The organism is Pseudanabaena yagii GIHE-NHR1 (genome assembly GCF_012863495.1).
In the GTDB taxonomy this organism is placed as follows: Bacteria; Cyanobacteriota; Cyanobacteriia; order Pseudanabaenales; family Pseudanabaenaceae; genus Pseudanabaena; species Pseudanabaena yagii.
The window spans coordinates 673,367-687,228 of the sequence record NZ_JAAVJL010000001.1; the positions used below are offsets into that span (position 1 = coordinate 673,367).

The window sequence follows — 13,862 nt, forward strand, 5'->3', positions numbered from 1 at the left end:
AATACTGGGAATTGCTCACCAGAATTCAAGTTAGAACTTGCCAATTGCAGCGCCAGTATCAGCAGCGCCAGTATCGGCTGCACCTGTATCCGCAGCTCCATTGGATTCAGAATCTTCAGGATCGTTGTAGTTGCCCATTGGTCTTCTGCGTCCAAAGCGACCCAGAGGGGTGCGCTTGCGAAACTTACGCGCATACGCTTGGTTGCGAAGAGCTTTTTCTTTTTTCTGGTTGCGGCGCTTAGCCATTTTAAACTGTTGTACCCCTTAGAGATTGCGTCTATTTAAGCTAGCACAAAACGAGAAATAGACAAACACAAATTATTTTTTATATGTCTTGCAAAGCACAATACAGCGCTTTGCGCTGACTTAAAAACCCAGAGAAAATTTTGCAAGTGGCGCGAAGCGCCACTTGCAAAATTTTCTCTGGGTTACTTGCCGCTAAAGGCATGGAAATAAAAAACTATTTTAATCAATCCACTCATTATCAGATTTTTCATCACGAAAGAGGATGCGGTCAAAGCCTTCACTCAGGCTAGGCGGACTATAGGAGAGGGTACGGTGCATTTCGATAATGATATCGTCAGGAACTTGGCGATCGCGATGATCATTACGCGACAAACAAATCCAAAGCGGCACATTTAACCAAAGCCCCGTAATTGGTCTAAATCCACAATCTCTTGCTAGAGAAATAATATTTTTGCGATATTCGCGCTTATAGTTTGTGGCATCATATATTACAGATTGTTGCGATTTGGCAGCATTTGCAAATTCTTGTTGTACTTGCGCCCATATTTCTGACCAAACTCCCTGTATATCGGCTGACCCATACAGCGAGGCACGAATGCGATCGGGACTGATGAGCTGCGTTTGCCCATAGGTGAGGCTGCTGCTGTTCTGGTCAGAGTTCTGATTAGAAGTACGCAACATCTGCTCAGCAAGGCTAGATTTGCCACTCGCAGGTACACCAATCAGGATAATTACACTTGCCATTCAAATCGCTGCAAAATGCTAAATAGATCTTCTCAACTATAGCAATCCTCAATCGGTCTGAGCGGTTTATCCCACAGGGATAAACCGCTCAGACCCCATCCTCAAAACCAACCTAAAAAACTCAAAATATGTCCACACTTTACGATTTCAAAATTACTAACATCAATGGTCAACCAGTTGATCTCGCCCAATACAAAGGCAAGGTTGCTCTAGTTGTCAATGTTGCTTCTAAATGTGGCTACACCAAGCAATACAAGGGACTCGAAGCTCTTTATCGTGAGTATAAAGATAAAGGTTTTGAGATTTTGGGCTTTCCTAGCAATGACTTTGGCGCACAGGAACCTGGCACTGAAGCCGAGATCAAGAGTTTCTGCTCTCTCACCTACGATGTCACCTTTGATATGTTTAGCAAAGTGAAGGTGAAAGGTGCTGACATGACTGATGCGTATAAATACCTTACCGAAACAACAGGTAGTCAAGTGCAATGGAACTTTAATAAGTTTCTTGTCGATAAAGAAGGTAAAGTCGTGAAGTACTATCCTTCTAGTGTTGCGCCTGAAGATGCTGGACTGCGTAAAGACATTGAAGCTCTGTTAGATTAAGTTTCAACAGAAAGTAAGGGTTTGCTTGGTAAATCCTTACTTTCCCTAATTTATTACAACAGCCTATGGAAACTCGAAGAAAGTTTTAACAGTGTGACAAAGCCGCTCTTTCAAAACTTTCTCCAAGTTTCAAGTCAGCACAAAGTGCTGTAGGTGTCTCAACTCACACTGTAATCGTCGATATGTCGGTAATCTAGTTATTAGGAAATAAACATCTACTGGCTATGACTAGAACTAAAAAAGATTTGATTAAGAAAAATGGAGAAATTGTTACAGAAACACCTGTTGATGTAGGAGTTGAGCCCTTAGCTATTCCAGAGATTGATGGGAAATCCGATAAAAGTTTATTAGAACTAGAACAACCAGTTAATAAAAAAGCAGACAAGACGATTGACCGATCGCGATATTTCTTTAATCGTGAATTAAGCTGGATTGCCTTTAATAAAAGAGTTTTACACGAAGGGATTGATGCCCGTACCCCTTTGCTAGAGCGAGCTAAATTTTGTGCCATTTTTAGCACAAACCTTGATGAATTCTTCATGGTGAGGGTCGCAGGGGTCAAGAAGAAGTTCGCAGAACAGCTTGATATCATTACCGATGATGGACTGAAACCCGATAAGCAGTTGCTGGCAATTCGGGATGCGCTACTGCCATTAGTGACGATGCAGCATGATTTTTTTGAGAATACCTTGCGTCCAGAACTGCATAAGCAGGGGGTCAAGCTTCTTGATTATAAAAATATTGATAAAAAGCATCAGCATTATCTTAAAACCTATTTTCGCGAAAAACTCTTTCCTGTACTTACCCCCTTGGCGGTTGATCCAGCCCATCCATTTCCTTACATCTCCAATCTCAGCTTGAATTTAGTTGTATTGGTGCGCGATCGCGAGACAGGTGAAGAAAATTTTGCGCGGGTCAAAGTACCCAGTGTATTGCCCCGCTTTGTGAGAATTCCTGAGACCAAAGATCATACATTTGTGCCTTTAGAACAGGTAATTGCTCACAATCTTGACGCATTATTTCCAGGCATGGAGATTCTCAGTTATTATCCATTTCGGATTACTCGCGATGCGGAGCTAGACATCGAAGAAGAAGAAGCTGATGACTTGATCTCGGCATTGCAAGAGGAATTACGCAAGCAGAAGTTTGGATCAGTCGTGAGGATGGAAATTGCTAATGATGTTCCCCATGCTATCCGCCAAGAATTGATTTCTCAATTGGGGATTACGGAAACAGATGTTTATGATATTCCGGGGCTAATTGGGTTGGGAGACTTGATGGCTCTCGCTTTTTTGCCCTTGCCTAAACATCAGGATCAACCTTGGAAATCAGTGACCCATCCGAGGCTCAAAGAGTCCCCTAATGAAAAAAACATCTTTGACATCATTCAGGAAGGAGATTTTTTAGTTCATCATCCCTATCAATCTTTTACAACCACAGTGCAGCGATTTATCGAAGAGGCGGCTAATGATCCTAAGGTATTAGCGATTAAACAAACCCTCTATCGGACTTCGGGAGATTCGCCAATTGTTCATGCGCTGATTCGGGCGGCGGAGAATGGCAAACAGGTTGCCGTCCTAGTGGAACTCAAGGCAAGGTTTGATGAGGCGAATAATATCCTCTGGGCAAAAAAACTGGAAAATGCAGGTGTTCATGTCGTGTATGGACTAAAGAACCTCAAAACCCATACCAAAACGGCTCTGGTGGTAAGGCAAGAAGGCGATCGCCTCGTGCGCTATGTGCATATAGGCACTGGTAATTACAATCCTAAAACGGCTAGATTTTACAGTGATCTCGGTATATTTAGCTGCTGTGATGATTTGGGAGCAGATTTAACTGATTTGTTTAACTATCTCACTGGCTATTCCCGTCAGCGCGAATATCGCAAGCTTTTAGTTGCACCTGTGAATATGCGCGATAGGTTTCTGCAATTGATTCATCGGGAAATCGAACATCAAAAGCAGGGATATCCTTCATACATAATTGCCAAGATGAATTCACTGGTTGATCCTGAAATTATCTCGGCACTGTATGAAGCATCACAGGTGGGCGTGAATATTGACCTAATTATTCGCGGTATGTGTTGTCTACGTCCTAAGGTGAAGGGATTAAGCGATCGCATTCGGGTGATTAGTGTAATTGGTCGCTTTCTCGAACATTCTCGCATCTTCTATTTCAGCAATGGTGGCGAGGAAGAGGTATATATCGGTAGTGCCGATTGGATGCCGCGCAATTTGGATGCCCGTGTGGAGGTAGTTACTCCCGTGGAGGAACCATCCCTAGTCCAAGAATTAAAGCAGATTCTGGAAATTGTCTTAGCGGATAACCGTCAAACATGGGATCTTCACGCCGATGGTACATATGTGCAGAGAGTTCCCAAAGATGGTGAGCCTGAGATGAGTTCGCAAAAGCATTTCATGTCACAGGGCAGACCTGAATTTGCGTAATCGTCACGTTTTCTGAAGTTCGGGCTAATGGACTACTGCAATCATGCCTAGGCAATGATGAGGTAGTTCATTAGCAGTCCCTATCTTTATGCGAGAGTAAAAATCTAAACTATAGCGATGGTTTCATGCAGTAAATCTCATATTTTGCGTGGTTAGGGAAGCTGTGAGATCGATCGCTTGGTCGTAGCGAGTAATCAGTTTTTGAATGATGTCTAGATTTCGGTGAATCGTGCCTGTTTCATCGCCTTGGAGGTCGGGATAGGCTACCTTGAGATTGGGAATGGTGGAACTGAGGATGTTGTGACTGCCGACATAGGCGAATTGGCGATCGCAGACAAAGTATTTGCTATGTCCGCCCGTGAGTTTAAGGTGGAGGCGATCGCTGTAGCATTTTTGGAGTTGGAAGAGTTTGGACATGGCACTATAGCGATATTGGGCTTCGGTGGCGAAGGTAAGGTTGCCGTGATGGTCTTTTTTGATGACCGTGCCGAGGTCGTATTGGTAGCCCCAGCCGAGATCGATTTGTACGCCTTGGTCGAGGGCATAGTTAAGCCGTAGCATGAGGTCGTTGTCGATCGCGCGATCGCTTGCCCAAGGACATTTGATGACGACTCTTTCTTTGGCTTCTTCAAGTGCTTTGAAGAGATGGAACCTTCCGCCAGTTTTCTCAAAGACGATTTCGGTTTCGGGTTGAGATTGCAGCAATCCCAAATCTTGGAGAGTCTTTTGCGGTGGAAGATTGTATTTGTCGATCATGATTTGGACTTGTTTGAGCAGTTGATAGGTGGCTCTGTGGTCTTTGGCGTTTTGCATAGGTTTATTTTCTGGCTTTGCGCTTGCTGTCGAAGTTCCAATAGGTGGTGAGGATTTGCAGGGTTTGCAGGTCTTGTAAACAGATGACTTGCAAGCCTCTGAGGGTGTCGGTGAATTTGGCGTAGGGACTGGTTTTGAGTTGGCGATCGCTGAGTGTGTAAACGATCGCGCCATGCCGATCGCTGCGTTGTTGTCCGTAGGCGATCGCGACGCGGATCATGTCGTTGCTGATGGCGCGTTGTTGTTGGCGGCGTTGGAGGTGGTTGCGGTCTTTGGGTTTGCGGATGGGTGTAATTGAGATCGCTTGATCGAGGAGTTCGTCGGTTGCGGCGATTTGTTGGATTTGTTTGTGGGTGTTCATAACTAAGTTAAATTCGATGTGCTTAACTTAGCGTTTGTAATTGTGGAAGTGAAGGACATTTGAGGGAAGATAATATCTGTCTTAAATGTCGTTATCTGTCCCCCTTTATCTTTTTATTTTATGGAGCCACAACCCAGAGAAATCCTGCCTTATCAAGACGCTAATGGTAATTATCCCTTTGAAGATTGGCTTGCTAGACTGCGCGATCGTGCGGCAAGAGTTAAGATTCAAACTAGATTGGGGCGATTATCGCTGGGTAATTTTGGTGATTCTAAGTTTGTGGGTGAGGGTGTGTATGAACTGAGAATCGATTATGGCGGTGGTTATCGCATATATTTTGGGCAAGTTGGGTCAAGGGTTATACTGTTGTTGTGCGGTGGCGATAAAAGCTCTCAGGAGCGTGATATTCAAACGGCTAAGTCTTATTGGAGGGACTATGCAAAGCGTAAAGGTACAGGTTAAAACTCACGAAGATTTTTTGATTGAGTCTCTAAAAGATCCTGAAGAGGCGGCAGCTTATGTGTCGGCTGTTTTTGAAGAGGAAAAGCCTGAGATTGAATTGTTGCCTTTATGTTTAGGTCATGTTGCGGCGGCGTTAGGTGGTGAGGGCGATCGCGAATGGGTAAAAGATTTTGGTGCAAGTGATAAAAGTCAAGCGGTGTATGAGTTGGCGGCTTGGTTGGATAGTTTGGGGCTAAAGCTGACGGTGGATGTGCAGTATAGCGAGAAGTTTATGGCAGATTTTCAGGAGGCTCAGCAAGATATTGCCAATGGTGATGTTGTGCCTTTTGAAAGTATTCGCCGTGATATTTAAGATACTTGGTCACTCAATCTCATGCTTAAAAGAAGTTGAGAATTTGTCAGATTAGAGATTAGTTAATATGAAGGACATTTGATAGAAGATAGTAGCTATCTTAAATATTTTTATCTGTCCTTACTCAAGCTTTTATTTTATGGAGTCACAGCCCAAGCAAATTCGTGAATATACTAAATCTGATGGTTCGAGTCCTTTTACTCAGTGGCTTGATGGCTTACGAGATCGGGTGGCACAGGCTAAAATAGCGGCTAGGCTTAAAAGAGTAACGCTAGGAAATTTAGGCAATTTCAGATCTGTTGGTGAGGGTGTATGCGAACTCAAGATCGATTATGGTGCGGGTTATCGGGTTTATTTTGGGCAAATTGGCTCTGTGGTGGTGCTGTTGTTGTGTGGTGGTGATAAGAGTACGCAGGATCGTGATATTAAGTTAGCTAAGGAGTATTGGAGAGATTATGCAAAGCGTGAAGGTTCCGACTAGTAGAGACTATCAAGAGTATTTAATTAATTCGCTCAAAGATCCTGAAAGGGCGGCTGGATATATTACGGCGATTTTGGAGGAACCCGATCCTGAGCCTGAGTTGTTGGCTTTGGCGCTTGATGATGTGGCGATCGCATTGGGTGGTGAAGGCGATCGCCAATGGGTGAAAGATTTTGGTGCGAGTGGTAAAATTCAAGCGGTGTATGAGTTGGCGGCGTGGTTGGATAGTTTGGGGCTAAAGCTAACGGTAACGGTTAAACCTTAGATATTGCTTATTTGTCCTTAACTGTCGTTATTCGTCCTTCCATGTTTAAGTCACTTGTGACAAGCTTTGATTATTGATTTAGTTTGTTAATTTCTACAGCAACTATGGGACAACTACGAGATCGCAGTTTACATTTCACGCCCAAAGGTATTGCTCTCATAGAAGAAGCGATGCAAGGAAAAGATTGGGATAAAAGTCAACTTGCGGAACAAGTAGAAATTTCCTATGAATCAATATGTAGGTACTTGCGGGGTGAGCGTCCTCCTCAAAGAAAGAATATAGAGATCATCGCAAAGCGATTGGGACTTAAGCCAATTGATCTAGTCAATCCTGATGAATGGACTTCATCAACTAAAGATAGTGAGACAAAAACAAATTTAGTAGATTGGCGAAGCGTAAGTAAGGGAATGTTAGAGAATTTGAAGAGGCTGACTACTGAGGCTTTAACTGCTGGAGATGGGATTCGCTTTGACTTTGATGATGTTTTTGTGCCTTTAGGCGTGGTGGAGCGTCAAGAAAGAACTAAACGGAAAGAAAATGATGGTGCGCCCGATCGCGGATCTGAGTTGTATGAGGAAAAGGTAACGCCGATTACTCATGATGAGTTTTTTGAAGATGTGCTTTTACGGGGTAATACGAGATACAGCGATGGTAAACGGATTGCGGTGATTGGGGAGGCGGGAGCAGGAAAAACTACGCAGTTACAGAAAATTGGTTCTTGGTTGCTGGAAAAAAGTGATGATATTCCAATTTGGATTTCTTTAACAGATTTGGGAGCAAAAAGTCTAAGGGAATATCTATTTGAAAACTGGGTGCGTGAGGCTTCGGGAGAGATTGAGGCTGCACCGCAAGCATGGAAAGATTCACTAGGAGATGCGATCGCGTCTGGAAAGGTTTGGTTATTGCTGGATGGTGTTGATGAGATGACGGTTAGCAATCCGCTTTCCTATCTGTCAACTCAATTAAAAGAAGGCTGGCTCAAGAATGTGCGAGTTGTTTTGACTTGTCGGGTAAATGTTTGGGATGGCGGGAAAAATGCGCTGACAGGTTTTGATGTTTATCGAAATTTAGATTTTGATTATCCTGATGATGTATATAAATTCATTGGTAAGTGGTTTGCTCGCGCTCCAGAGTTGGCAGGGAGTTTAACGCAAGCTTTGGAACAGTCAGGGAAAGAGCGCATCCGCGATATGGTGAAAAATCCTTTGCGGTTGACTTTGCTTTGTTTTAGCTGGCAGAAATTACAAGGTGGACTTCCTGAAACTAAGGCAGGACTGTATGAATGGTTTGTGAATACTTTTTATGACTGGAAACGAGAAGAAGTTGAGAAAGTAACAGGAGTTGAAATTAATAGCAGCAAAATTAAGGAACTTAATAAGGCTTTAGGGGAATTAGCTAAAGCAGCTATAGATAGTGAAAGTTCTCGCTTTCGACTGACTGAGACATTTATTAGAAATAATATGAATCCTGCTCTATTCGATCTTGCAGATAAGCTGAACTGGTTAAATAAGGTTGGTGATGCCGCAGAAAATTCTCTAGAGTCGGTTTATGCTTTTTATCACCCATCATTTCAAGAGTATTTTGCTGCTTTAGCGATCAATGATTGGCGATTCTTTTTACCTAGTTCTCTGAATGATTTGAAAAGTTATGACTATCCTATTTTTGATGCTAGATGGGATGAGGTTATTCTATTGTGGTTTGGGCGAGAGGATATCGAGAGAGAAGAGAAAGAGGATTTTATTAGTGCTTTAATTGATTTTGATGATGGGTGTGGTGATTTTCCAGAGCCTATCAATAGAGGTTTCTATAGCTTTCGAGCTTATCTTTATGCAGCAATTTGTTTACAAGAATTTAGAAAATGTAGAAATTCCAAGCTAATTATCAAGCAAATTATTGAATGGGCATTAATTATTGAAAGATTAGTAGAGTGTGACGAATTAATTGAAATAATTCAAGACTCAATTTGCGGTGATGCAAGGTTTATTTTAGAAAAAATCCAACAAGATTTAACTGAGGAGATTTTACTTGAATTTATTCAAACTTATCAATCTGAAGAGTGGTTAAGGTGGGACTTCGCAAAAAGTTTAGTACTAATTTCTAACAATATACAAACTCAGAAATTAGCAATAAAAGAAATTATTGACTTGATGAATAATTCTGAATGTAAAGATATGCGTTTGGCATCTATAGAAAGTTTAGGATATCTAATAGATGACTTAGAAGAGCTAAAATCTATAAATATTGATAATGAAATTAAAAGATTAATAGTCTATGCTCTTATTGAGCTAATTCAGGACTTAAAATGCGAATCCACCTGTACAGAAGCTGCAAGAGTATTAAGTGGAATAATAACTGATGATGAAAAAAACATAGTAATTTTATGCTTAATTGATTTGATGAAAAAAGCAACGTATGAGGAAACTATTAGTCAAGCAGTACAAAGCCTACAAGAAATTGCTACTGACAGTAATAGCAAAATATTTGCAACAAAACACCTCATAAATTTAATAAACAAAACAGAAGATGAAGATATTCTCAGAAATGTTATATACAGTTTAGGGATAATTGCGAATGATGATGAAAGTCGAAAGCTTGCATTGCCTTGTCTTATTCAACTATTAGACGAATTAGAAGACGAATGGTTGGATATTGCTATTATAGACAGCTTAAGACAAATAGCTATTGATCATAGTAGTAAGCAATCTGCAATCATAAAACTGCTATTTCTAATAAGAGCATCTAAAGATAATGGAATAGTAATTTTTGCGGCAAATAATTTAGCTTTAATAAGTACTGATAATGATGAAAAAATGTTTGCTTTGTCTACAATTATTAATTTGATAAAAACATCAATCGATGAAGATGTTAAAAGTTTAGGGGCTTGGAGTTTGGGTAATATTGCTTGTGATAGTGATAGCAGAGCAATATCAGTGCAAGTGCTAATTAGTCTTATAGATAAATATCAAGATGATTCTGATCTAAGTGATGTGGTTGAAAGTTTAATATTAATTGCTGAAGATAGTAACTTTAATCCTTTAGTACTACCAGCGATTTCTAAAATAATTAAAAAAACTAATAACGATGTAACACTTGAGCTTATAGCTAATAGGATAGTACGCATTGATACTGATAAAGAAGGTAAAAAAAATATAGTATCTTCATTGATTGAAATCATCAATAAATCCGAAGATGAATATACAAATTGGCAAGCGATTAGGAGCTTAAAAAAGATTGCAAATGATAGCGAGATGATGGAATTTGTAGGGCTAGAGCTTATTAGTCTTTTACAAAAAACTAATTGCCAATCTACGCTTAAAAATATTGCTAGATGTTTAGGTAATGTATCCATAAATATAGAATGTAAAAATTTAGTAATATCTACTCTTAATAAGTTATTTCTCGAATCTAATGGAGAAGACATAGGTGGGAGTACTTTATGGCAATTAGGAAATCTTTTAAAAGACACATCCTCAGAACTTTCACAATCTATAGTTGCTAATTTCAGCAATAAACTTACTTTTGATAACTACAAAGAAAATATTGTTAAATATAAGGATTATTACAATACAGTTTGGTGCTGCGCTCAAAACATGAGCTATCCAGCTTTCTACAAAGCGTGGCATCTCTATCGCAATTTAGAAGGTCAACTCATGGATTGCGAAGCCATACAAAAAGAACTTGATCGCAATACTGATCATCCCGAAATACGCCGTTTAGTTGTCGATATCTGCCAACTCGAACAAGAAAGCGATCCTAATGTAATCGCCGAAGAAATCGCTATCAAAATCTTTGACTCGTTAGGGCGTGAGATTCCAGAAATAAATCGTGTCTCTAACCTGAAGCGCGAACTAATTAACCTCAAGCGCGTTCTTGGTGTTGAGAAATTAGCGATCGCCCTTTATGGCAAAAATGCTAATGAGGCGATTAATCGACTCTGCCAAAACCTAATAACAGATTCAATCCACATATATCCATTCACAGGAGAAAAAAGTACACAACAACTCACAAAGGAAGTCAAAGCTTGGCTTAGAAGAATTAACTTAGAATACAACTAGGAGAACAAACCGATGAACACCGCCAAACTCAGAATGCAAGGCAACGAACAACTAGCCATATTACCAGACGGCTTCCAACTAGTCGGCGAAGAAGTCTACATCAAAAAAGTCGGCAATGCGATCGTCCTTATCCCAAAAAACAACCCTTGGCAAACCCTTTGGAACAGCCTCGATCTCTTCTCAGATGACTTTATGGAAAGTAGAGAACAACCTCCATTGTAAGAAAGAGAGGAACTATTCTCATGAAATATATGCTCGATAATGTTATGACAGAAGAAATACAATGAATACCTCAACAATTGCCCCACTTACCGCATTACCCAAAAATCTCCCCCTTTATGGCGCGATCGCCATAACCCTACAAGACGGAGTAATGATCTTTCGCGCATCGCAAAACATACAACAACGCATCGAGAACTTACTCGACAAACGTGAAGAAGCTCCACTCACTGAAACAGAAGAACAAGAACTAGATGATTTTGCAGCGATCGATGACTATCTCAGTTTTGTAAATCGGATGATTCGCAATAACTTTCTTATGACAAGTGAATCATCACTAGCAAAAGATTGGCTTAGCGAAGAAGAAAATGAAGCATGGAAAGACTTATCCTGAAATACCGAGCAGCTCCTAAAAGTTTACTACCACACAATCACATCAATCAAATAGAGGAACAACATGGATTACTTACTACTTCAAGAAGCAACAGCAAACTTTAATAACTTAATTAATCAAGTCAGTACAACCCATAAACCAGTCATGATTAAAGGCTCAGACAATGACGTAGTTGTGATTTCCAAAGAAGACTGGGCAGCGATCGAAGAGACTATTTATCTAAACTCCATACAGGGATATATCGACTCACTCCAAGAGGTCATGACTAGCCCCAGAAGTGAATGGGTAAATGCTCAAGAACTAGGATTGTAATCATGTGGGAAGTTATCCTCAGTAAAAAAGCCCAAGAAGATTTAAAAAAATTGAAAAGTATTGGACTTTTTGATAAAACCAAAGAGCTAGTTGCCATACTCAGAGAAAATCCATTCACAAATCCACCACCTTACGAGAAATTAGTCGGGAATTTGCAAGGCTTCTACTCAAGGCGTATAAACATCAAGCATCGCTTGGTATATCGCGTAGTTAAAGAAAGCAATACTGTTGAAGTTTTGCGAATGTGGTCACATTACGAATAGATTTATGAAACCATTAACCGTAGAAATTCCTGAACCATTGCAACAAAAGCTGATTGCGATCGCCAATCAAAGCAATGTCACCGTTGAGAGCTACATACTCGGCGTTCTAGATCGTGCTGCGGAAGTACCTAATCATTCCATAGGCACACCACTCAAAACACTAATTGAAATCCAAAATATACTCACTGAGCTAAAACCCGAACTAACAGATAAATATCACGTTAGCCAACTGGGAATCTTTGGCTCTTACGCTAGAGGTGATTACAACTCAGCCAGTGATATAGATATCCTAGTGGAATATGCTCAGAAACCAAGCTTATTTGACCTAATCGAGCTAAAAGACTACTTAAGCGATCGCCTCCAAATGAAAGTCGATTTAGTCACAAAAGAAGGACTCAAGCCTCAAATCAAAGAAAAAATCTTAGCAGAGGTCATCTACCTATGACCGAGCGTCCCCTTAACGATTTCTTGCAAGATATACTCCGAGAAATTGAAAGAATAGAACGTTTTATAGCTGGCGTAAAAAGCCTTCAGCAATTTGAGCAGGATGAAAAAACTACCTATGCAGTCATCAGATCCCTTGAGCTAATTGGCGAAGCAGTCAAAAAGATTCCGCAATCTGCAAGGATGCAAAATCCTGAAATCCCTTGGAAAGCGATCGCAGGAATGCGCGATATTCTCATACATCATTATTGGGATGCAGACCTAGAGACAGTTTGGGATGTCACACAACAACATCTTGAACCACTAAAATCAATAATCTTAAAACTTTTAAACAGTTCAGATTAAATTAAGACAACTTATGGCAGAAGTAGCAGATGAGCTTCGGCTTCGCTCAGCCCTTGGTGTAAGGTAGCTGAGCGAAGTCGAAGCTGTAGTTTTTATTTAACTTATCTACTTAACTCTTTAGCAGCAATCCCTAACTGATTAAACATTTCCGCATCATCTTGCCAATCTGGATTAGCAGTAGTCAACAACTTCTCACTAGAAAAGATCGAATTTGCCCCTGCAAGGAAACATAGCGCTTGGTCAGAAACACTAAGGCGATCGCGTCCTGCGGAGAGTCGCACAACTGCCTTAGGCATCAGAATTCTTGCCGTTGCCACCATCCGTACTAACACTAAAGGATCGATGGGTGCGAGATCACCAAAGGGAGTTCCCTTGACAGGTGAAAGGGCGTTAATAGGAACTGATTCAGGCTGTGGGGTGAGATTTGCCAAGGTATGCAAAAGCTCAATGCGATCGCTATCAGTTTCGCCCATGCCGACGATGCCCCCACAACAAACTTGAATCCCTGCGGCGGAAACATGCTGAATCGTTTCGAGGCGATCGCGATAGGTGCGGGTCGTGATAATTTCAGGATAGAAGCTTTCAGAGGTATCAAGATTGTGATTGTAAGCAGTTAAACCTGCTTGAGCTAAGCGTTGAGCTTGATCAGGACGTAACATGCCCATAGTTACACAGGCTTCCATTCCCATACCAGCTACAGCTTCTACCATCTGTAACACCCGATCAAACTCCTCCCCATCAGGAGCGTTACGCCATGCAGCTCCCATACAAAAACGAGTTGCACCATGCTGTTTCGCTTCCTGCGCTTGGTTAATTACTTCCTCTAGCGGTAACAAAGGGTAGCTCTCTACACCCGTTGGATAACGCGCACTCTGAGGGCAATACTTGCAATCTTCAGGACAACGCCCCGACTTAATGTTGGAAAGTGTACACATTTGCACAGTGTCAGTTTGATGATGCTGGCGATGTACAGATTGCGCCTCAAAGATCAGAGACAACAAGGACTGATGGTAAATCTTGGTAACGGATTCAAGTGAAATCAAGAGAGTATATATGC

Annotated in this window: 18 protein-coding genes; 13 read left to right on the forward strand and 5 right to left on the reverse strand. The window is 41.1% G+C overall.

The features are described from left to right. Nucleotides 1-30: 30 nt before the first annotated feature. Together HC246_RS03275 and HC246_RS03280 are read right to left on the reverse strand one after the other, a co-directional pair. Nucleotides 31-246 carry a hypothetical protein gene (locus tag HC246_RS03275; protein ID WP_169362136.1) on the reverse strand — a complete coding sequence of 72 codons (216 nt, stop codon included), beginning with the start codon at nucleotides 244-246 and terminating at the stop codon, nucleotides 31-33. Nucleotides 247-465: 219 nt separating this feature from the next. Next, nucleotides 466-990, reverse strand: a complete 525-nt coding sequence (locus HC246_RS03280) for an AAA family ATPase (protein ID WP_169362137.1) — start codon at nucleotides 988-990, stop codon at nucleotides 466-468. A 128-nt stretch (nucleotides 991-1,118) separates the two neighbouring features. Between HC246_RS03280 and HC246_RS03285 the strand changes: the two genes are divergently transcribed. Both HC246_RS03285 and ppk1 read left to right on the forward strand, forming a co-directional pair. Further along, entirely contained in the window at nucleotides 1,119-1,592 is a 474-nt protein-coding gene (locus HC246_RS03285; protein ID WP_169362138.1) for a glutathione peroxidase, read from the forward strand. Nucleotides 1,593-1,816: 224 nt separating this feature from the next. Then, nucleotides 1,817-4,039 carry a polyphosphate kinase 1 gene (ppk1, locus tag HC246_RS03290; protein ID WP_169362139.1) on the forward strand — a complete coding sequence of 741 codons (2,223 nt, stop codon included), beginning with the start codon at nucleotides 1,817-1,819 and terminating at the stop codon, nucleotides 4,037-4,039. A 123-nt stretch (nucleotides 4,040-4,162) separates the two neighbouring features. Here ppk1 and HC246_RS03295 read toward each other — a convergent pair whose 3' ends face one another. Both HC246_RS03295 and HC246_RS03300 read right to left on the reverse strand, forming a co-directional pair. Then, nucleotides 4,163-4,852, reverse strand: a complete 690-nt coding sequence (locus HC246_RS03295) for a phospholipase D-like domain-containing protein (RefSeq protein WP_169362140.1) — start codon at nucleotides 4,850-4,852, stop codon at nucleotides 4,163-4,165. A gap of 4 nt (nucleotides 4,853-4,856) precedes the next feature. Then, nucleotides 4,857-5,213 (reverse strand): hypothetical protein, encoded by a 357-nt coding sequence (locus HC246_RS03300; protein ID WP_169362141.1) that lies wholly within the window; start codon nucleotides 5,211-5,213, stop codon nucleotides 4,857-4,859. A gap of 120 nt (nucleotides 5,214-5,333) precedes the next feature. On the opposite strand from HC246_RS03300, the gene HC246_RS03305 reads away from it, so the two are divergent. The 11 genes from HC246_RS03305 (at nucleotide 5,334) to HC246_RS03355 (ending at nucleotide 12,805) form a co-directional block, all read left to right on the forward strand. Then, on the forward strand, nucleotides 5,334-5,675 hold the full coding sequence (locus HC246_RS03305) for a type II toxin-antitoxin system RelE/ParE family toxin (RefSeq protein WP_169362142.1): 342 nt from the start codon (nucleotides 5,334-5,336) through the stop codon (nucleotides 5,673-5,675). Further along, nucleotides 5,650-6,027: a helix-turn-helix domain-containing transcriptional regulator gene (locus tag HC246_RS03310; protein ID WP_169362143.1), complete on the forward strand. Its 378-nt coding sequence runs from the start codon at nucleotides 5,650-5,652 to the stop codon at nucleotides 6,025-6,027. Before HC246_RS03305 ends, HC246_RS03310 begins: the two co-directional genes overlap by 26 nt. Nucleotides 6,028-6,166: 139 nt before the next feature. Beyond that, complete coding sequence (locus HC246_RS03315) at nucleotides 6,167-6,508, forward strand: type II toxin-antitoxin system RelE/ParE family toxin (RefSeq protein WP_169362144.1); 342 nt, start codon at nucleotides 6,167-6,169, stop codon at nucleotides 6,506-6,508. Continuing rightward, entirely contained in the window at nucleotides 6,483-6,773 is a 291-nt protein-coding gene (locus HC246_RS03320) for a helix-turn-helix domain-containing transcriptional regulator (RefSeq protein WP_169362145.1), read from the forward strand. Before HC246_RS03315 ends, HC246_RS03320 begins: the two co-directional genes overlap by 26 nt. Nucleotides 6,774-6,877: 104 nt before the next feature. Next, entirely contained in the window at nucleotides 6,878-10,828 is a 3,951-nt protein-coding gene (locus HC246_RS03325) for an NACHT domain-containing protein (RefSeq protein WP_169362146.1), read from the forward strand. Nucleotides 10,829-10,840: 12 nt separating this feature from the next. Then, the gene (locus HC246_RS03330) at nucleotides 10,841-11,050 is read left to right on the forward strand and encodes an antitoxin (protein WP_169362147.1); all 210 of its coding nucleotides are present in this window, start codon (nucleotides 10,841-10,843) and stop codon (nucleotides 11,048-11,050) included. 61 nt (nucleotides 11,051-11,111) lie between these two features. Continuing rightward, a complete protein-coding gene (locus HC246_RS03335) occupies nucleotides 11,112-11,441 on the forward strand; it encodes a hypothetical protein (RefSeq protein WP_169362148.1) in 330 nt (109 codons plus the stop codon). A 63-nt stretch (nucleotides 11,442-11,504) separates the two neighbouring features. Then, nucleotides 11,505-11,753: a type II toxin-antitoxin system Phd/YefM family antitoxin gene (locus HC246_RS03340; protein WP_169362149.1), complete on the forward strand. Its 249-nt coding sequence runs from the start codon at nucleotides 11,505-11,507 to the stop codon at nucleotides 11,751-11,753. Between the two features lie 2 nt (nucleotides 11,754-11,755). After that, the gene (locus tag HC246_RS03345) at nucleotides 11,756-12,016 is read left to right on the forward strand and encodes a Txe/YoeB family addiction module toxin (RefSeq protein WP_211167621.1); all 261 of its coding nucleotides are present in this window, start codon (nucleotides 11,756-11,758) and stop codon (nucleotides 12,014-12,016) included. Between the two features lie 4 nt (nucleotides 12,017-12,020). Next, complete coding sequence (locus HC246_RS03350) at nucleotides 12,021-12,461, forward strand: nucleotidyltransferase family protein (protein ID WP_169362150.1); 441 nt, start codon at nucleotides 12,021-12,023, stop codon at nucleotides 12,459-12,461. Then, nucleotides 12,458-12,805 (forward strand): HepT-like ribonuclease domain-containing protein, encoded by a 348-nt coding sequence (locus tag HC246_RS03355; protein WP_169362151.1) that lies wholly within the window; start codon nucleotides 12,458-12,460, stop codon nucleotides 12,803-12,805. The genes HC246_RS03350 and HC246_RS03355 overlap by 4 nt, the downstream gene beginning before the upstream one ends. A 101-nt stretch (nucleotides 12,806-12,906) precedes the next feature. Here the strand turns inward: HC246_RS03355 and bioB are convergent, their stop codons facing one another. Then, the gene (bioB, locus tag HC246_RS03360; RefSeq protein ID WP_169364457.1) at nucleotides 12,907-13,848 is read right to left on the reverse strand and encodes a biotin synthase BioB; all 942 of its coding nucleotides are present in this window, start codon (nucleotides 13,846-13,848) and stop codon (nucleotides 12,907-12,909) included. Nucleotides 13,849-13,862 lie beyond the last annotated feature (14 nt).

Coding starts and splice junctions, on each gene's coding strand:
- HC246_RS03275 (WP_169362136.1), bottom strand. CDS start 246: ATGGCTAAGCGCCGCAACCAGAAAAAAGAAAAAGCTCTTCGCAACCAA.
- HC246_RS03280 (WP_169362137.1), bottom strand. CDS start 990: ATGGCAAGTGTAATTATCCTGATTGGTGTACCTGCGAGTGGCAAATCT.
- HC246_RS03285 (WP_169362138.1), top strand. CDS start 1,119: ATGTCCACACTTTACGATTTCAAAATTACTAACATCAATGGTCAACCA.
- ppk1 (WP_169362139.1), top strand. CDS start 1,817: ATGACTAGAACTAAAAAAGATTTGATTAAGAAAAATGGAGAAATTGTT.
- HC246_RS03295 (WP_169362140.1), bottom strand. CDS start 4,852: ATGCAAAACGCCAAAGACCACAGAGCCACCTATCAACTGCTCAAACAA.
- HC246_RS03300 (WP_169362141.1), bottom strand. CDS start 5,213: ATGAACACCCACAAACAAATCCAACAAATCGCCGCAACCGACGAACTC.
- HC246_RS03305 (WP_169362142.1), top strand. CDS start 5,334: ATGGAGCCACAACCCAGAGAAATCCTGCCTTATCAAGACGCTAATGGT.
- HC246_RS03310 (WP_169362143.1), top strand. CDS start 5,650: ATGCAAAGCGTAAAGGTACAGGTTAAAACTCACGAAGATTTTTTGATT.
- HC246_RS03315 (WP_169362144.1), top strand. CDS start 6,167: ATGGAGTCACAGCCCAAGCAAATTCGTGAATATACTAAATCTGATGGT.
- HC246_RS03320 (WP_169362145.1), top strand. CDS start 6,483: ATGCAAAGCGTGAAGGTTCCGACTAGTAGAGACTATCAAGAGTATTTA.
- HC246_RS03325 (WP_169362146.1), top strand. CDS start 6,878: ATGGGACAACTACGAGATCGCAGTTTACATTTCACGCCCAAAGGTATT.
- HC246_RS03330 (WP_169362147.1), top strand. CDS start 10,841: ATGAACACCGCCAAACTCAGAATGCAAGGCAACGAACAACTAGCCATA.
- HC246_RS03335 (WP_169362148.1), top strand. CDS start 11,112: ATGAATACCTCAACAATTGCCCCACTTACCGCATTACCCAAAAATCTC.
- HC246_RS03340 (WP_169362149.1), top strand. CDS start 11,505: ATGGATTACTTACTACTTCAAGAAGCAACAGCAAACTTTAATAACTTA.
- HC246_RS03345 (WP_211167621.1), top strand. CDS start 11,756: ATGTGGGAAGTTATCCTCAGTAAAAAAGCCCAAGAAGATTTAAAAAAA.
- HC246_RS03350 (WP_169362150.1), top strand. CDS start 12,021: ATGAAACCATTAACCGTAGAAATTCCTGAACCATTGCAACAAAAGCTG.
- HC246_RS03355 (WP_169362151.1), top strand. CDS start 12,458: ATGACCGAGCGTCCCCTTAACGATTTCTTGCAAGATATACTCCGAGAA.